Annotated in this window: 12 protein-coding genes; 2 read left to right on the top strand and 10 right to left on the bottom strand. The window is 70.5% G+C overall.

Going from position 1 to position 16,161, the window contains the following annotated elements; genetic code table 11:
• Nucleotides 1-38: 38 nt before the first annotated feature.
• A complete protein-coding gene (locus F9C11_RS29190; RefSeq protein ID WP_409180558.1) occupies nt 39-593 on the bottom strand; it encodes a molybdenum cofactor guanylyltransferase in 555 nt (184 codons plus the stop codon).
• A gap of 126 nt (nt 594-719) precedes the next feature.
• Between F9C11_RS29190 and F9C11_RS29195 the strand changes: the two genes are divergently transcribed.
• Complete coding sequence (locus F9C11_RS29195) at nt 720-1,514, top strand: GNAT family N-acetyltransferase (protein WP_409180559.1); 795 nt, start codon at nt 720-722, stop codon at nt 1,512-1,514.
• Here F9C11_RS29195 and F9C11_RS29200 read toward each other — a convergent pair.
• Entirely contained in the window at nt 1,504-2,856 is a 1,353-nt protein-coding gene (locus F9C11_RS29200) for an NlpC/P60 family protein (protein ID WP_409186997.1), read from the bottom strand. The genes F9C11_RS29195 and F9C11_RS29200 overlap by 11 nt on opposite strands.
• Before the next feature lie 371 nt (nt 2,857-3,227).
• Here F9C11_RS29200 and acnA point away from each other — a divergent pair, with 371 nt between their 5' ends.
• The gene (gene acnA, locus F9C11_RS29205; protein WP_409180560.1) at nt 3,228-6,053 is read left to right on the top strand and encodes an aconitate hydratase AcnA; all 2,826 of its coding nucleotides are present in this window, start codon (nt 3,228-3,230) and stop codon (nt 6,051-6,053) included.
• A gap of 314 nt (nt 6,054-6,367) precedes the next feature.
• Here acnA and F9C11_RS29210 read toward each other — a convergent pair whose 3' ends face one another.
• From F9C11_RS29210 to egtB, 8 genes are all read right to left on the bottom strand, one after another.
• On the bottom strand, nt 6,368-7,972 hold the full coding sequence (locus tag F9C11_RS29210; RefSeq protein WP_409180561.1) for a phospholipase C: 1,605 nt from the start codon (nt 7,970-7,972) through the stop codon (nt 6,368-6,370).
• A gap of 17 nt (nt 7,973-7,989) precedes the next feature.
• Nucleotides 7,990-9,150 carry a Dyp-type peroxidase gene (locus F9C11_RS29215; RefSeq protein WP_409180562.1) on the bottom strand — a complete coding sequence of 387 codons (1,161 nt, stop codon included), beginning with the start codon at nt 9,148-9,150 and terminating at the stop codon, nt 7,990-7,992.
• Nucleotides 9,147-10,286 (bottom strand): EfeM/EfeO family lipoprotein, encoded by a 1,140-nt coding sequence (locus tag F9C11_RS29220; RefSeq protein WP_409180563.1) that lies wholly within the window; start codon nt 10,284-10,286, stop codon nt 9,147-9,149. Before F9C11_RS29220 ends, F9C11_RS29215 begins: the two co-directional genes overlap by 4 nt.
• A 117-nt stretch (nt 10,287-10,403) precedes the next feature.
• Nucleotides 10,404-12,032, bottom strand: a complete 1,629-nt coding sequence (locus F9C11_RS29225) for an alpha/beta hydrolase (protein ID WP_409180564.1) — start codon at nt 12,030-12,032, stop codon at nt 10,404-10,406.
• A 534-nt stretch (nt 12,033-12,566) separates the two neighbouring features.
• A complete protein-coding gene (locus tag F9C11_RS29230; RefSeq protein WP_009078086.1) occupies nt 12,567-13,037 on the bottom strand; it encodes a nitroreductase family deazaflavin-dependent oxidoreductase in 471 nt (156 codons plus the stop codon).
• On the bottom strand, nt 13,030-14,001 hold the full coding sequence (gene egtD, locus F9C11_RS29235; RefSeq protein WP_409180565.1) for an L-histidine N(alpha)-methyltransferase: 972 nt from the start codon (nt 13,999-14,001) through the stop codon (nt 13,030-13,032). Before egtD ends, F9C11_RS29230 begins: the two co-directional genes overlap by 8 nt.
• Nucleotides 13,998-14,762, bottom strand: coding sequence for an ergothioneine biosynthesis protein EgtC (egtC, locus tag F9C11_RS29240; RefSeq protein ID WP_409180566.1), 765 nt, complete (start codon nt 14,760-14,762; stop codon nt 13,998-14,000). Before egtC ends, egtD begins: the two co-directional genes overlap by 4 nt.
• 4 nt (nt 14,763-14,766) lie before the next feature.
• Nucleotides 14,767-16,116 (bottom strand): ergothioneine biosynthesis protein EgtB, encoded by a 1,350-nt coding sequence (gene egtB / locus F9C11_RS29245; RefSeq protein ID WP_409180567.1) that lies wholly within the window; start codon nt 16,114-16,116, stop codon nt 14,767-14,769.
• Between the last annotated feature and the right edge of the window lie 45 nt (nt 16,117-16,161).

Consider the following 16,161-nt stretch of genomic DNA (forward strand, 5'->3'; position numbering starts at 1 on the left):
CCAATCGCATCGCCAGTGTGACAGCTGTGAAGCCGGTGTCAGCGGTGCTTTTCCAGGTCCTCCGGCGTGTCGATGTCGTCGCTCTCGCCGGGTTCGGCGGCGACCTCTTCGATCCGCAAGCCGCCGAGCGTCCGGCGCAGCGACGCGTTCTCCGGACGCTCCGGCAGCGCCTGCCGCAAAGCCGCGGTGCGCCAAGCGCTCACCAGCCATTGCCGCTCCCCCGCCGCGTCGACGAGCACCGCGCCGTCCGCGTTGCCCACAGTGGACCGCAACCGGTCCACAGTGGAGCGCCGGATGCCGGGAAGGTCAGCGGCGAGCAGCACGACGAGTTCCGTGTCGACCACCGCAAGCCCCGCGGCCAGCGCCGCGACCGGTCCAGTGCCCGGAACGGCTTCGCGCGTCCAGACGACCGTGTCGTATCCCGGCCGCCGCGGCCCGCACACCACGACCGGCTCCGCCCCGGCCAGCGCCTCGACCGCCCGGCCCAGCAAGGAGATCCCGCCGACCCGCAGCTCCGGCTTGTCCGCTCCGGACAACCGGCGCGCGGACCCGCCCGCCAGGACGATCCCGGCGAACCGGGGGTGGTGAGTCATGGGGGCCAGCGTAAGCCGCGCGCGCCAGGGGGGTCGTGAGCGGCGATCCCGGTTAGAACCGCGATTGCCGCTCACGAGGCCGGAAACCCGCGCGCGCTCCAGGGCTACTCGCGTTAAGTTCCCGAGGTGCCCGACTCCGCGCCACTGCTCGCCGCCTACGACCGCGAGGTCCGGCAAGCCGAGCTGACCCAAGCCGAACCCGGACAGCAGCTGACGCCCGACGGCCCGCTCGCCCGCCTCACCGGCGGCCGCCGCGGGTTCGTCTCCGGCCCGCCCGACCTCGGCGTAACCGGCGAGGCTCTCGACGCGCTGATCGCCCGGCAGTGCGCGTTCTTCGCCGCCCGCGGCGAGGAGTTCGAGTGGAAGACCCGCAGCCATGACCGTCCCCCGGAACTGCCGGAACGGTTGCTCGCCGCCGGATTCGCCCCGGAAGAAACGGAAACCGTCCTGATCGCGCCGCTGGACGCAGTCGCCGCCTCGGCCCCGCCGCCGGCCGGCGTCGTCGTGCGAGAAGCCGGCGGCTGCGACGATCTGCTGCGGATCGCCGCGCTGTCCGCCTCGGTGTTCGGCCACGACGAGGCCGCGGTCGCCGCGGATCTGCTGGCCCGAGCTCGCGCCGATGCCGGAACGACCACGCATGTCGTGGCTGAAGCGGACGGCCGGTTCGTCGCCGCGTCCCGGCTGGAGCTGGTGCCCGGCACGGGATTCGCCGGATTGTGGGGCGGCGCGACGCTGCCCGAATGGCGCGGACGGGGCCTCTACCGCGCCCTCGTGGCACACCGGGTCGACGCGGCGCGGGCCCGCGGCGTCAGCTACCTGCAGGTCGACGCGTTGCCGACCAGCCGCCCGATCCTCGAACGGCTGGGCTTCACCGCGGTCACCGAAACGACGCCGTACGTGTGGAGCCCGCTCAGCCGATGAGGCGCGTCGCGTACGGCATGATCCCGCCGTAGCGGACCGACGTCACGCGCACGTACGAACCCGACTGCGGCGCCTCGACCATCTGCCCGTTGCCCAGGTACAGCGCGACGTGGTGGATGCCGCCCGAGCCGCCCCAGAAGAGCATGTCGCCGCGGCGCATCTGCGACAGCGGGACCCGGCGGCCCGCGGTGTACTGGTAGCCGCTGAAGTGCGGCAGGCCCTGCACGCCGGCGAAGGCGTAGATCATCAGGCCGGAGCAGTCGAAGCCGATCTTGCGGTAGTCGCCGTACCGGTCGGCCACGCCGCCGTCGCGGATGCCGCGGGTCGGGCCGCTGCCGTTGCCGCCTCCCCACGCGTACGGCATGCCCACTTTGGACAGCGCCCGCGCGATCACGGCTTCGATCGAGCTGCCCGCCGCCGGGGACGGGCGGCCGCGGCTTCCGCCGCCGTTGTCGTTGTCGTCGTCGTTGCTCGCCGCGGCTGCCCGCAGCGCCGCCTGCCGCGCGCGCTCCTCGTCCTCGCGCTGCTTCTGCGCGAGCCAGTCCTGGTAGCGCTGGCGCTGCCCCTGCAGGCCGTTGACCTTCGCCTGCGCCGCGTACAGCTGCTGCTCGACGGAGTTCTTGTTGGCTTCCAGCTGGCTGTTCTGCGCGGCCTGGGCCTGCTGCGCGGCCACCGCGGCGGACTGCGCGGCGTCCGCCGTGCCCTTCGCCCGGGTGGCCGCGTCCTGCTTCTGCTGCGCGAGTTCCAGCGCCTTGCGCGCGGCGGAGTCCTTGTTGGCCTTGTCGGTCTGCGCCTGCTGGAGCCGCTCCATCGCGTTGAGCCGCGAGCCGCCGATGGCGTTGAGCAGCTGGGCGCGGGCGAGCAGGTCCTTCGGGCTGTCCGAGGTCAGGTACGCCGAGACCGATCCGATCGTGCTGCCCTGCTCGAAGCTCGCGGCGGCGAACTTCTTCGCGTCCGCGCGGGCCTTCTCGATCGCGCCCGCCGCCGCGTCCGCTTCCTGGCGCGCCGACTTCGCGTCGTTCTGCGCCTGGGTCGCCTCGTCCTGCGCGGTCTGCAGGTCGACCAGGGCCTTCATGGCCTGTTCCTGCTTGAGCTCGACCTCGTCCTGCAGCGCGCTCAGCTTCTGCTCGGCCTGGGCGAGCTGGTTCGTGAGCCTGCCGACCTCGCCCGCCTTCGCGTTCGCGTCGCCCTTGGCCGAGTCGATCGCCGAATCGCTGGGGTTCGGCGGCGGCGGGGGCACCGCGAGCCCGGTGCCCGCCGCGCCGAGCAGCGCCGCCAGCGCGACTGTCGCCACCGTCAGGCCGCGCCGGGCTCCCGCGCCGCGCACCAGCGCGTCCGCCATCCCGGACCGTCCCCGCCGGACCCTCACGCCCGCCACCTCCGCTCGCCGGCTGCCGCGTTCCGGCCGCACCGCGTACCACTGCAGTCACACCACTATCACAAGCCTCAGGAAGAACTTACACACCGCGGAGATCATTTCCCCTGTTCGGGGGACGGGGCGGGACGGCGTGTCCGGATGGCGCACGTCACTCCGCGTGTCGTCTTGAACGAAATACAGGACACGCGTACTGTTTGGGTCGAGAAGACGAGGTGTGCCCTCCCGGTTCCGGTTCTACGGTGGGGGTGCGCAAGACTCGCCCGGGTCGATCCCGACGACCCGGAGACCGACACCGAACTGACCCGGGAGGACACGCCCGCCGCGGCGTGGAATCCATGCCACTGGAGTTAGACGTGACTGCACCTAGCAAGGACAGCTTCGGAGCCAAGGACACCTTGCGGGTGGAAGAGAACTCTTACGAGATCTTCCGCCTGGACAAGGTCGAAGGCTCCGCCCGGCTGCCCTACAGCCTGAAGATCCTCCTCGAGAACCTGCTGCGCACCGAGGACGGCGCGAACATCACCGCCGACCACATCCGCGCGCTCGGCGGCTGGGATCCGAACGCGGACCCGTCGATCGAGATCCAGTTCACGCCCGCCCGGGTGATCATGCAGGACTTCACCGGCGTGCCCTGCGTGGTCGACCTGGCCACCATGCGCGAGGCCGTGACCGCTCTCGGCGGCGACCCGGACAAGGTCAACCCGCTCGCGCCGGCCGAGATGGTGATCGACCACTCGGTGATCATCGACGTGTTCGGCCGCGCGGACGCCTTCGAGCGCAACGTGGAGATCGAGTACGAGCGCAACCGCGAGCGCTACCAGTTCCTGCGCTGGGGCCAGGGCGCCTTCGACGAGTTCAAGGTCGTCCCGCCGGGCACCGGCATCGTGCACCAGGTCAACATCGAGCACCTGGCCCGCACCGTCATGGCCCGGAACGGCCAGGCCTACCCCGACTCCTGCGTCGGCACCGACTCGCACACCACCATGGTCAACGGCCTCGGCGTGCTGGGCTGGGGCGTCGGCGGGATCGAGGCCGAGGCGGCCATGCTGGGCCAGCCGGTCTCCATGCTGATCCCGCGCGTCGTCGGCTTCAAGCTGACCGGCGAGATCCCGGCCGGCGTCACCGCGACCGACGTCGTGCTCACGATCACCGAGATGCTGCGCCGCCACGGCGTGGTCGGCAAGTTCGTCGAGTTCTACGGCGAGAGCGTCGCCCAGGTGCCGCTGGCCAACCGCGCCACCATCGGCAACATGAGCCCGGAGTTCGGCTCCACCGCGGCGATCTTCCCGATCGACGACGAGACCGTGCGCTACCTCAAGCTGACCGGCCGTTCGGCCGAGCAGGTCGCGCTGGTCGAGGCGTACGCCAAGGAGCAGGGCCTCTGGCACGACCCGTCCCACGAGGCGCAGTACTCCGAGTACCTCGAGCTGGACCTGTCGACGGTCGTCCCGTCGATCGCCGGCCCGAAGCGCCCGCAGGACCGCATCGAGCTGTCCGACGCGAAGTCCTCGTTCCGCAAGTCGGTGCACGACTACGTCGGGGACGAGCAGCCCACCCCGCACACGAACGTCGACGAGTCCGTCGAGGAGAGCTTCCCGGCCTCCGACCCGGCCGCGCTGTCGTTCCAGGACGAGACCGCCGTGCCGGTCCAGTCCGCGGCCAACGGGGCCACCGGCAGGCCGACCAAGCCGGTCAAGGTGTCCACCGCCGACCGCGGCGAGTTCGTGCTCGACCACGGCGCCGTGGTGATCGCGTCGATCACCTCGTGCACCAACACCTCCAACCCGTCGGTCATGCTGGGCGCGGCGCTGCTCGCGCGCAACGCGGTCGAGAAGGGCCTGTCGGTCAAGCCGTGGGTCAAGACGTCGATGGCTCCGGGTTCGCAGGTCGTCACCGACTACTACGACAAGGCCGGTCTCTGGCCGTACCTGGAGAAGCTGGGCTACCACCTGGTCGGCTACGGCTGCACCACCTGCATCGGCAACTCGGGCCCGCTGTCGGACGAGATCTCCGCCGCGATCCAGGAGAACGACCTCACCGCGGTCTCGGTGCTCTCGGGCAACCGGAACTTCGAGGGCCGGATCAACCCGGACGTCAAGATGAACTACCTGGCGTCGCCGCCGCTGGTCATCGCGTACGCGCTGGCCGGGACGATGGACTTCGACTTCGAGACCCAGCCGCTGGGCCAGGACTCCGACGGCAACGACGTGTTCCTGAAGGACATCTGGCCGTCGCCGCAGGAGATCCAGGAGACCATCGACTCCGCGATCACCCAGGAGATGTTCACCAAGGACTACGCCGACGTTTTCGACGGCGGCGAGCGCTGGAAGTCGCTGCCGACGCCGACCGGCAAGACCTTCGAATGGGACGCCGAGTCCACCTACGTCCGCAAGCCCCCGTACTTCGACGGCATGACCGCCGAACCGGCCCCGGTGCAGGACATCTCGGGCGCCCGGGTGCTGGCGAAGCTGGGCGACTCGGTCACCACCGACCACATCTCCCCCGCCGGCGCGATCAAGGCCGACACCCCGGCCGGCCGCTACCTGACCGAGCACGGCATCGAGCGCAAGGACTTCAACTCCTACGGCTCGCGCCGCGGCAACCACGAGGTCATGATCCGCGGCACCTTCGCGAACATCCGGCTGCGCAACCAGCTGCTGGACGACGTGCAGGGCGGCTACACCCGCGACTTCACCCAGGAGGGCGGCCCGCAGGCGTTCATCTACGACGCGGCCCAGAACTACGCGGCGGCGGGCATCCCGCTGGTCGTGCTGGGCGGCAAGGAGTACGGCTCCGGCTCGTCCCGCGACTGGGCGGCGAAGGGCACCAGCCTGCTGGGCGTGCGCGCGGTGATCACCGAGTCGTTCGAGCGCATCCACCGCTCGAACCTGATCGGCATGGGCGTCATCCCGCTGCAGTTCCCGGAGGGCGAGTCGGCGTCGTCGCTGAAGCTGGACGGCACCGAAACGTTCGACATCGAGGGCATCACGAAGCTGAACGAGGGCGAGACCCCGCGCACGGTGCACGTGACGGCCACGAAGGAAGACGGCTCGAAGGTGGAATTCGACGCGGTCGTCCGCATCGACACCCCCGGCGAAGCGGACTACTACCGCAACGGCGGCATCCTGCAGTACGTGCTGCGGAAGATGACCCAGTCCTGACGATCTGACCCCAAGCTCGTGGCCCGCCCCGGTTCTCCCGGGCGGGCCACGCTTGTTTTCCGCCCCCCGCAACGTCCGTGAGAGAAACCCTCACAGCCCTATACAGACACCGCTGCACCCAAACAGCGAGGCACCCACACCTCCCCCCGCCCCCGATACGAAGCCTCCCTGCGGTTCGGGGGTGCTTGTCAAGGCATCTTTCCCGCCTTGACAAGCACCCCCGAACCGTCAGCACAATAAAACTTCGGGGGCCCCACGCAACCCATCAACAGCAATGTCGCCCGCCAGGGCGACGAGCCGAACCCGCACCCCCCTTACCCAACCACCGCCCCAGTCCGGGGATCCAGCCTCACCGATCCCGCCTTCGGACGCGAGAAATCGAACATCCCTGACAACGACCCCGCCATCACATCGAACGACCCGCCGCCGATCCGCCCCAAATGCCAATTGTCCTCGATAAACCGCAACACCGAAGTCTGATCCGTCATCGTGTGATCGACATGATTCACCCGGCTGTACGGCGAAATCACCAGCAACGGCAACCGGGGCCCGTACCCGCACCGATCCGCGAACCCGCCCAGCTTCACCGGCTTCGCCGTGCAAATCGCGGCATCCTGCCCCGAATCGTGCGAGCCGTTGAGGATCTTCGGCGCGACGTGGTCGTACCAGCCGTCCGAATCGTCGTACGCCAGCACGATCGCGGTGTTCTTCCACTGCGGCGAAGCCTGGATCCGGTTGATCTCGTCGGCCACGAACGCCTGCTCGTCCAACGGATCCGAGTACCCCGCGTGCCCGTCCTGGTATTCCGGCGCTTTCAGGAAGCTCACCGCGGGCACGGTCCCCGCCGCGAGCGCATCGTTGAAGTCCCGGACGTCGTACTGATGGTTAGCCTGATCCTGCTGCCCCACCGCGTGCAACGACGACGGCGGCAAATGCTTCCGGTTGGCAGTAGACCGGTAATACTGGAACGGCTCGTGATGCGGGCTGTAATCGACCGAAGCCTGCCCGCCCACATTCGCGTGCTTAGTCCCGCAAACGGCATACCCGTTCGCCTCGCCAGTAGGCCGGAACCCGCCCTGGAACCACCCCCACGTAACCCCGCGCGCATTCAGCAAATCGCCGACATTGCGCCCCTGAAACGCCCCGAGGTTGTCCTTCGCCGTGTGGTTCTTGTCCGAGCAGTCGTCGAACGCCGGGTCCGGATCCGTGATCATGGTGCCGACCCCGCGGGAATCCGGCGAAGCCGCCGTGTGCGGATCCACCTTCGGCTCCCCGGTGACCGAATCGACCGGCTGCAAACCGTGCGTCTGACCGGAGATCAGATTGATCGCACCGGGACTGGACGGCCCGAAAACGGTATTGAAGGAATTGTCGTTCAACGCGTAACGCTGGGCGTAATTCCACATCGCCGTGACAGTATTGCCGTCGAAATAATTCATCACCAGACCGGGCTCGCCGAACAGTACGGGCTGCCCGGTGCACTTGTCCTTCTCGGTGTACTCGACGAACTTGTCCATCTTGCCGCCGTTGAACGCGGCCTGTTCCTTCTTGTAGTCGTGCGCCTGGTCGCAGGTGAGCGCCTGGTCCGGGCTCAGCCGCTTCGGGTTGTAGGCGTTCGGGTTGTGCTGGAGCAGGTCGGGAGTGAGGCCGTTGACCTTCGGGGTGCCGGGCGCGGCGTGGAACGGGGTGCCGTTTTCGTTGGTGGCGTTCGGGTAGGTGCCGAAGTAGTGGTCGAAGGAGATGTTCTCGCCGAAGATCACCACGACGTGCTTGATCGGTGTCGCCGTCGCGAACGTCTCGGCGGCGATCGCGTGCGCCGGGGCCGAGGTCGACGCCGAACTGCTCGCGCACGCCGCGGCCAGCGCCGCGGTCGCCGCCAGCGCGGCCGCCGCGGTGGCCCGCTTCCTGGTCCGCTTCACTGCAGAACTCCTTCCGCTCAGCCCAGCACTGCCCGGCCGTAGTGGTCGGCCGGGTCCGTCACGCCCGGGAACAGGTGGAAGTACCCGCCCCCGAACGGCGAGACGTAGTCGGTGAGCGGCTCCCCGGCGAGCCGCTTCTGCACGGCCTCGAACTGCTGCTCGAGGTCGCGCTGGTAACAGGTGAAGACGAGGCCCATGTCGAGGTTGCCGTTGGCGTCCACGCCGCGGTCGTAGTTGACCGCGCGGCGCAGGATCCGCTGGCCGTCCGTCTGCGGCGTGCGCGGGTTCGCGAGCCGGATGTGGCTGGTCAGCGGGATGACGGTGCCGATCGGGTCCTCGGCGTAGCGCGGGACGTCGTGTTCGGCCGCGCCGTCGAGCGGCGCGCCGGTGTCGCGGCGGCGGCCGATCATGTTCTCCTGCTCCGACAGCGACACCCGGTCCCAGAACTCGACCAGCATCCGGATCAGCCGGATCACCTGGTAGCTGCCGCCGTCGTCCGTCCACACGAGACTGTCCGCTTCGGACGGTGCGGGATTCGACGTGCCGTCTTTGAACCCGAGCAGGTTGCGCGGCGTCCCGGCCGGACGCGGCGGAGAGCTGAACCCGTCGATCTTCCAGCGCAGCTGCATCCCGCCCCGGGTCGCGCGGGCGATGTCGCGCAGCGCGTGCAGCACGGTGTCCGGTTCGGCGGCGTTGAGCACGAGGCTCAGATCGCCGTGGCACCATTGCGGATCGAGCGCGTCGTCCGGGAACATCGGCATCTGCTTGAGCTTCGGCGGCTTGCGCGCGGCGAGCCCGTACCGGTCGTCGAACAACGACGCACCCGCGCCGACCAGCACGGACAGCTCGCCCTTCGGCACCTCCGGACCGAGCACGCCGGAATCCGCGGGCGGCCCGGTGATCCCGACCGACGCGGGCGCGCCGCCGCCGGTGAGGAACCGCGCGCGAGCGGTGAGTTCCTTGAGCAGGTCGGCAAGTTCGGCGCGGTTCTCGGCGACGACGTCGAACGCGGCGACGACCGAATGTCGCGCGGGCTCCGCCAGCACGGCCGTCTGCCGGGGACCGTGGAACGGCACCGCCGTCCCGGCCGCCGTCGCGCTTCCGGACAGGCCGACCAGACCCGCGCCCGCTCCGGCGGCCGCCGCTCCGCGCAGGAACGCGCGCCGCCCCAAGGTCACGAGATCCTCCTCGGCTCCGCGATCGCCGCGACCGGGGCCAGGCGCTCGGTCAGCTCGGCGACGTCGGCGTTGATCCGCTGCCGCCCTTTCCGGTCCAAAGCGGACAGCGGCTTTCCGGCCACCGCACCGAGATCGCGATCGGTGCGGGCGATCCAGGCGTCGAGGGCTTTCAGGCCGGGGAACCTCGTGGTCAGCAGGGGGCGCAACACGTCGAGGACCGCGCGGGTCCCGGCGAGGTTCGCGCGGGCGGTCGCGAGGTTCGAGCCGCTGCCGTAGTCGGTGCGGCCGGTCAGCTCGAACTGGAGGGTGTTCTCCATGATCTCGTGCGCGCGCAGGCCGAGGTCGTTCTGGTCGATCTGGGCGTCGGCGAACGACGTGCGCAGCTTCTGGACCGCTTGGTCGAGCTGGTCGGCGACCGGGCTCAGCGCGGGCAGCGCTTCGTTGTGCCACAGGCCGTTTTCGAGGCGGTGGAAGCCGGTGAAGCCGGGATCGGCGGCCCCGTTCGGCAATCCGGCGGTGGTGCCGTTGATGGCTCCGTCCGAATCGCCGAACGCGTTGTAGGCGGCGCCGAGCCGTTCGTAGGTGAGGTGCGCGGTGAGCCAAGCCTGTTGCGCCGCACCGCGATTGCCCGCACGGACGGCTTGCGCCAGCGCCGCGGTCTCGCCGGTGAGCGTGCCGAGGCCGTCGGCGACATAGCCGTGGTACTGCTTGAGCGGACCGAGCAAATCCGCGTTGGTCACCGGCACCACGGCCGGGCCCGGGCGGTCCGCGCCGCCGGTGACCTGCACAGCCGGGCCGACGAACGGGGTGCCGTCCTCGGGCGCGCAGCGCAGGGCGTAGGCGCCATTGCCGAAGGTCACCGGCAACGCGCGCGTCGTGCCCGGGCCGACGCCTTCCAGTTCCCCGAAGACCGTGCCGGTGGCCGGGTCGACGAGTTCGACTTCCATCGTGACGGCGGCGTCGTTGCGGACCTGCAGGGTTTGCGGCCCGGCCGGCGGTGCGGTCCAGCCGTCGCCGCAGGCCGAGCGCGAAACCGCGATCGGGCCGGCCGGGGCGGGCGAGCCGGAGCAACTCGCGAGCACCGCGGTCCCGGCAAGGACCGCGGCCGCGCCGAACCCGCCCGCCCAGCGCCGCACGTCAACTCCCCTCAGGTGAACATCTGGCGGACACTTTCACCGATCCGCCGGGCGCTGACAAGAGGGTTGTGCCGTTATGCCCGATTCCGGGCCGAGATCGGCCCGAAGATCAACCGATCAGCCGTTCGCGGGCGTCGTGAACGGCTGCCGGTCGGGCTGGAACACCTGGCCGTCGGCGGGCACCTTCAGGTCGATCAGGTACGCGGCGGTCGCGTCGTCCACGCCCCGCGCGCTGCCGAGGACGCAGTGGCCGAACGCGTCGACCGACAGCAGCCGCGCGTTGCCCAGTTCCTCGGCCATCCGCTGGCCGAACCGGTACCGGGTGGCCGGGTCGTAGAAGTTGCTGACCACGAGGACCGGCGTCGCGGTGTTGGCGCGCCACGGCCCGCGGTACGGGTCGGACGTCTTCGCGGCGGGCCACACCGGGCACGCGGCGATGTCGGAGAACACCTGGTAGCGGCCGAACGTCGGCGATTCCCGGTCCGCCTTGGCCGCGATGCCCGGGACCTGCTCCTGCCGGATCCGCATCGGCTTGTCCGCGCAGTTCACCGCGAAGTACGAGTCGTCGCCGGTGTACGGGCTGTCCGGGGCGAGGTCGAGCAGACCGCCGTGCCCAGCGGAAAGGGTGCCCTTGCGCGTGGATTGCGCCTGCAGCGACGGGTGCAGCGCCGAGTACGCCTGCTGCAGGCCCTCGGCCAGCTCGCTGAACTGGGCCGGCTTGTACAGCGCGCTGGACACCGAGCCGGTCAGCGTGCCGATGTCGACCTTCGTGCCGTCGGGCAGCGTGATCGGGTCGGTGCGCACGTGCTCGCGCAGTTCGTCGAACTTCGCCCGCGGATTGCCCGCGCTGAACGCGCATTTGTCGCCGACCTGGGCGCAGCGCTTGAGGAAGGCGTCGAGCGCGATCTCGAAGCCCTGCGCCCGCGCGAGGTCGTAGGTGACGCCGTCGTTGGTGCGCAGCTGCGGGTCGACGTTCCCGTCGATCACGATCGCCCGGGTCTGCTTCGGGAACATCGCCGCGTAGGTCGCGCCGACGAGGGTGCCGTAGGAGAACCCGGTGTAGGTCAGCTGCTTGTCGCCGACCGCGGCGCGCAGCTGGTCGAGGTCGCGCACGACGTCGCGGGTGGACATGTGGTCGAGCAGCGCGCCGGCGTTGCGGCGGCAGAACTGGCCGTAGTCGCGGTACGCGGCGAGCGTGCCGGAGATTTCCTTGCGCGACAACGGAACCGCGACCATCTGGCCCTGCACGTCCGCGGAGTCCTCGGCGGTGGTGAAGCAGCGCAGCGGATTGCTGGCCCCGACGCCGCGCGGGTCGAACCCGACGAGGTCGAACCGGTCCAGCACCTGCGGGCGGAAGTACCGGTCGCCCGCGATCGGCATCCGCAGCCCGGACCCGCCCGGGCCGCCCGGGTTGAGGAACAGCGACCCGATCCGCTGGCCGGGCACTTTGGCGGCGCGCTTCATCAGCGCGATGTCGATGGTCCCAAGCGACGCGTCGTCGTGGTCGATCGGCACGCGGTACCGCGAGCAGCTGTACAGCTTCAGCTGGTCTTGCGGGACCCCGCGCAGCTGCTCTTTGGTGCAGTCCTCCCACCGGACCGGCGCGGTGCGCGCGATTTCCGCGGGTTTGGCCTGCTGCGCAGCCGGATCGGCGGGCGCCGCCCCAGCAGTGCCCGCCAATCCGGTCAACGCGGTCGCGATCGCCGCGACCACAGCTCCGGTTCGTGCTCTTTTCGCTCCGCGCACGTGGAATCTCCCCTGGTTGCACACCCGTCTGATTACGGGGCGTCACCGAGACTGGCATAATCCGGCCAAGCCGGGCACCGGCCAAAAGGAGGAAGTGCGGGTTCGGAAAGGAGCGGCACCGCGCTGTGCGGCTCAGGGATCCTCGACGACCGGCTGGAACGGCGAGAGGAGCGGGGCGAACCGGAAGGTCAGCTCGCCCCGTACGACCCGACCCGGTAGCCGCTGAATCCGGGCGGCTCCTCGTCCCGGATGGACAAGAGGCCGCGCGAGCCGGGAAGCGACGTGCTCCAGGAGTTCGAGCAGATCGGGCCCTTCCCGGCCCCGATGGTTCGGCATGCCGTATCAGGACGTGCCTGCCGTTGACCACCTTGATCCGCGCTTCGCCGGAACCGGAACAGGAACCGGCTGCCCGCTCGCTGACCCCCGCGAGCAGCTCGTCGAACTTCTCCTCGCCCCAGGCAGGCTCGGCCGGGGATTCGTCCAGCTCGAACCAGCCGTGGTGCCGGCAGATTCGTCCGCCCCTTCCCGGCCCGCTCAGCAGCGGGTCAGCACGAAGACCGGCAGCTCCCTCCCCGCCGCGTCGCGTTCCATTTCGTAGCCCGGCCAGAATTCGAGCAGTTCCGCCCACATCCGGTCGTACTCCGCGCCTTCCAGCTCCCGCGCCTTGACCTCGATCTCGCGGCCGCGCAGCGCGACCGTCGCCTTCGGGTTGTCGCGCAGGTTGTGGGTCCACGCCGGATTCTTCGGGCGGCCCCAGTTGGAGCCGGTGAGCACGAACTCGCTGCCGTGCGGGTAGTACAGCAAGTTCGTGCTCCGCGGCAGGCCGCTGCGGCGTCCGGTGGTGGTGAGCCGCAGCGACGGCAGCCCGGCCAGGCCGACCAGGCTGATCCGGCCGCCGAACCACCGGTGCAGCTGCCGGTCGGTCGCGATGATGGCGCGCGAGGCGCCCATCAGCCGGGGCTGGGTGCCGAGCTTGCGGGCGAGTGCCGCGAGAGGGTTACGCACGCACTGATCTTGCCAAACTCACCCCGAACCGCTGCTGTGAGTCTGTCCACCATCGTTCCAGCGCGAACCCGGCGGCGTTCAGTTCCGCCTCGACGCCGTCCGGCCGGAACTTCGCCGACACCTCGGTGCGGATGTGCTCGCCCTCGGCGAACGGCACGATCAGGTCCGCGCCGGGGATGCGCACCTCCGTCCGATGCCGGGCGCGCAGCCGCATTTCGATCCACTCGTGCTCGGCGTCCCAGTACGCGACGTGGTCGAACTCGTCCGGGTCGAAGTCCGCGCCCAGTTCGGCGTTGATCACGCGGAGCACGTTGCGGTTGAACGCCGCGGTGACGCCCGCCGCGTCGGCGTAGGCCCGCTCCAGCGTTTCGCGGTCCTTCACCAGGTCGGTGCCGAGCAGCAGCCACTCCCCTTCGCCGAGCACGTCCCGCACCGAGTGCAGGAACTCGGCGCGTTCGCCGGGCAGGAAGTTGCCGATGGTGCCGCCGAGGAAGGCGACCACCCGCGGCGCGGTGCCGGGCAGCAGCTGCAGATGCTGGGTGAAGTCGCCGACCACCCCGCGCACCTCGAGCTTCGGGTAGTCCGCGGTGATCGCCGCGGCGGCCTCGGCGAGCGCGGTTTCCGACACGTCCATCGGCACGAACGCCTCCAGCGTGCCGTGCGCGGTGAGCGCGTCCAGCAGGAGCCGGGTCTTCTCGCTCGACCCGGAACCCAGCTCGACGAGCGTGTGCGCGCCGGTGCGTTCGGCGATCTCGCCGGCCCGGTCCGCGAGCACCTCGCGCTCGCTGCGGGTCGGGTAGTACTCCGGCAGCGCGGTGATCTTCTCGAACAGCTTGCTGCCTTCGGCGTCGTAGAACCACTTGGGCGGCAACCATTTCTGGTCGGCCGTGAGCCCCTCGCGCACGTCCGCGCGCAACTCGGCGGTCACGTCGCGGCGATGGCTCTCCAGGTCCGCTTCGGTCATCGGACGGTGCTCCGTTCCAGGGTCAGGGGAAGGACGTCGACGCCGGCCGCGGTGGCGCGCACGGCGTGACGGTCGGGCACGGCGGTCCAGGCCGGGTCCGGATCGCACGGCTCGGACGCCAGCACCACGCCGGTTTCGGTGCGGCGCACGGACAGCGAGTGCGTCCAAGCGGTGCCGACGAGCAGTTCGCCGTCGGTGAGCAGAAGGTTCAGCCGAGAGCCCGGGGCGACCGCCTCGACCTCGCGCACGAGGCCGGTCACCGCTTCCAGCGGCTCCTCCCCCGCGCGCAGCCGGGCGCGCAGCAACGCCCACAGCAGTGCGGAATCCGTCGGCGCTTCGAGCGTGAACAGCTCGGTGACGTCCAGCTGCCCGGCCAGCCCGCGCATCGAACCAGGCCAGCCGCGGACCACGCCGTTGTGGCTGAACAGCCAGCGGTCCTCGGCGAACGGCGCTGCGGCCGCTTCGGTGACCGGCATTCCGGTGGTGCCGTTGCGCACCGCCGCGACGAACGCCGTGGTGCGCACCGACGCGGCCAGCGCGGGCAGCGTCTGGTCGGTCCACAGCGGTTCGCGGCGGCGGTAGCGCTGCGGCGGCGCGCCCGGTTCCGGGTACCAGCCGAGGCCGAAGCCGTCGGCGTTGACCGAACCGCCGCCGCGCATGTCGAGCGGCGCGTACGACTGCACGAGCAGCGCGTGCGGCGCGGCGAACATCAGCTCCGCCGGGGACGCCGGCGCGCCGAGATAGGCGAGATGACGGCACATCCGGCTAGCCCGCCTCGCCCGGCCGCGGATCGCGCGCGCACCGGAAGCCGGAGAAGATCTGCCGCCGGATCGGGTAGTCCCAGTTGCGGAACGTGCCCCGGATCGCCGCCGCGTCGGTGCCGAACGACCCGCCGCGCAGGATCTTGTACTCCGGCCCGAAGAACACCTCCGAGTACTCGCGGTACGGGAACGCCGCGAAGCCCGGGTAGCCGTGGAAATCGGTGCTCGTCCACTCCCAGACGTCGCCGATCAGCTGGTGCACGCCCAGCGGCGACGCACCGGCCGGGTACGCGCCCGCCTCGGCCGGGCGCAGGTGCCGCTGCCCGAGGTTGGCGTGCTCGGCCGTCGGTTCCTCGTCGCCCCACGGGAAACGCCGCGACCGGCCGCTCTCCGGGTCGTGCCGGGCGGCCTTCTCCCATTCCGCTTCGGTGGGCAGCCGCTTGCCCGCCCAGCGCGCGTACGCGTCCGCCTCGTAGTACGACACGTGCACGACCGGCTCGTTCTCCGGGACGCGTTCGCGCACGCCGAAACGGGTGCGCCACCAGCCATCCGGTTCGCGGTGCCAGAACCGGGGCGCGGTGATGCCGTGCTCCTGCCGGTACGCCCAGCCGGGCTCGCTCCAGAACCGCTGGTCGTGGTAGCCGCCGGACTCGAGGAACTCGACGTACGCGCCGCAGGTGACCGGGGTGGTGTCGAGAACGAAGGCAGGCACGTCGACCTCGTGCGCCGGGCGTTCGTTGTCCAGCGCCCACGGTTCGGCGGTGGTGCCCATGGTGAACCGGCCGCCGGGCACGAGCACCTCGGCGGGCAGTTTGCGCGCGGGTGCGCGCGGCGGCTCCGGGGCGTGCAGCACCGGTTCGCCCTTGCGCAGCTGGTGGGTGGCCAGCATGGTCTCGTCGTGCTGCTGTTCGTGCTGGGTGATCATGCCGAACGCGAACGCGCTCTCGGTGAGCCGGCGGCCCTCCAGCGGCGCGGTTTCCAAGACGTCGAACGCCTTTTCGCGCACTTCCTTCACATAGGCCCGGGCTTCGGCCGGGCCGAGCAGCGGCAGCGCCGGACGGTCCGCGCGGGCGTGCTGGAAGGCGTCGTAGAGGTCGTCGATGTCCGGCCGCAGCGGCTCCCGTCCGCCGACGTCGCGGACCAGCCACAGCTCTTCTTGGCTTCCGATGTGCGCGAGGTCCCACACCAGCGGCGACATCAGCTTCGAATGCTGCCGCACGAGGTCTTCGTCGTCGACCGCGTCGGTGAGGGCCACGCTGCGCTCGCGCGCCCGGGTGAGGGCGGCGGCCGCGTGCGCCCGCAGGTCCTGCGGGCTCAGCTCCAGCAACGGGTTCTGTTCGGGGATGGTGCTCATGGCTCCTGACTCCTCGAGTCCGGTTCGCCGGGCGCCCGGCCCGGC

The sequence above is a fragment of the Amycolatopsis sp. VS8301801F10 genome (genome assembly GCF_046195355.1).
Taxonomy (GTDB): domain Bacteria; phylum Actinomycetota; class Actinomycetes; order Mycobacteriales; family Pseudonocardiaceae; genus Amycolatopsis.

Bases quoted from the DNA above. Each gene is read 5' to 3' on its own strand.
- F9C11_RS29200 (WP_409186997.1), bottom strand. From the start codon at position 2,856: ATGGCGGACGCGCTGGTGCGCGGCGCGGGAGCCCGGCGCGGCCTGACG.
- acnA (WP_409180560.1), top strand. From the start codon at position 3,228: ATGCCACTGGAGTTAGACGTGACTGCACCTAGCAAGGACAGCTTCGGA.
- egtC (WP_409180566.1), bottom strand. From the start codon at position 14,762: ATGTGCCGTCATCTCGCCTATCTCGGCGCGCCGGCGTCCCCGGCGGAG.
- egtD (WP_409180565.1), bottom strand. From the start codon at position 14,001: ATGACCGAAGCGGACCTGGAGAGCCATCGCCGCGACGTGACCGCCGAG.
- F9C11_RS29190 (WP_409180558.1), bottom strand. From the start codon at position 593: ATGACTCACCACCCCCGGTTCGCCGGGATCGTCCTGGCGGGCGGGTCC.
- egtB (WP_409180567.1), bottom strand. From the start codon at position 16,116: ATGAGCACCATCCCCGAACAGAACCCGTTGCTGGAGCTGAGCCCGCAG.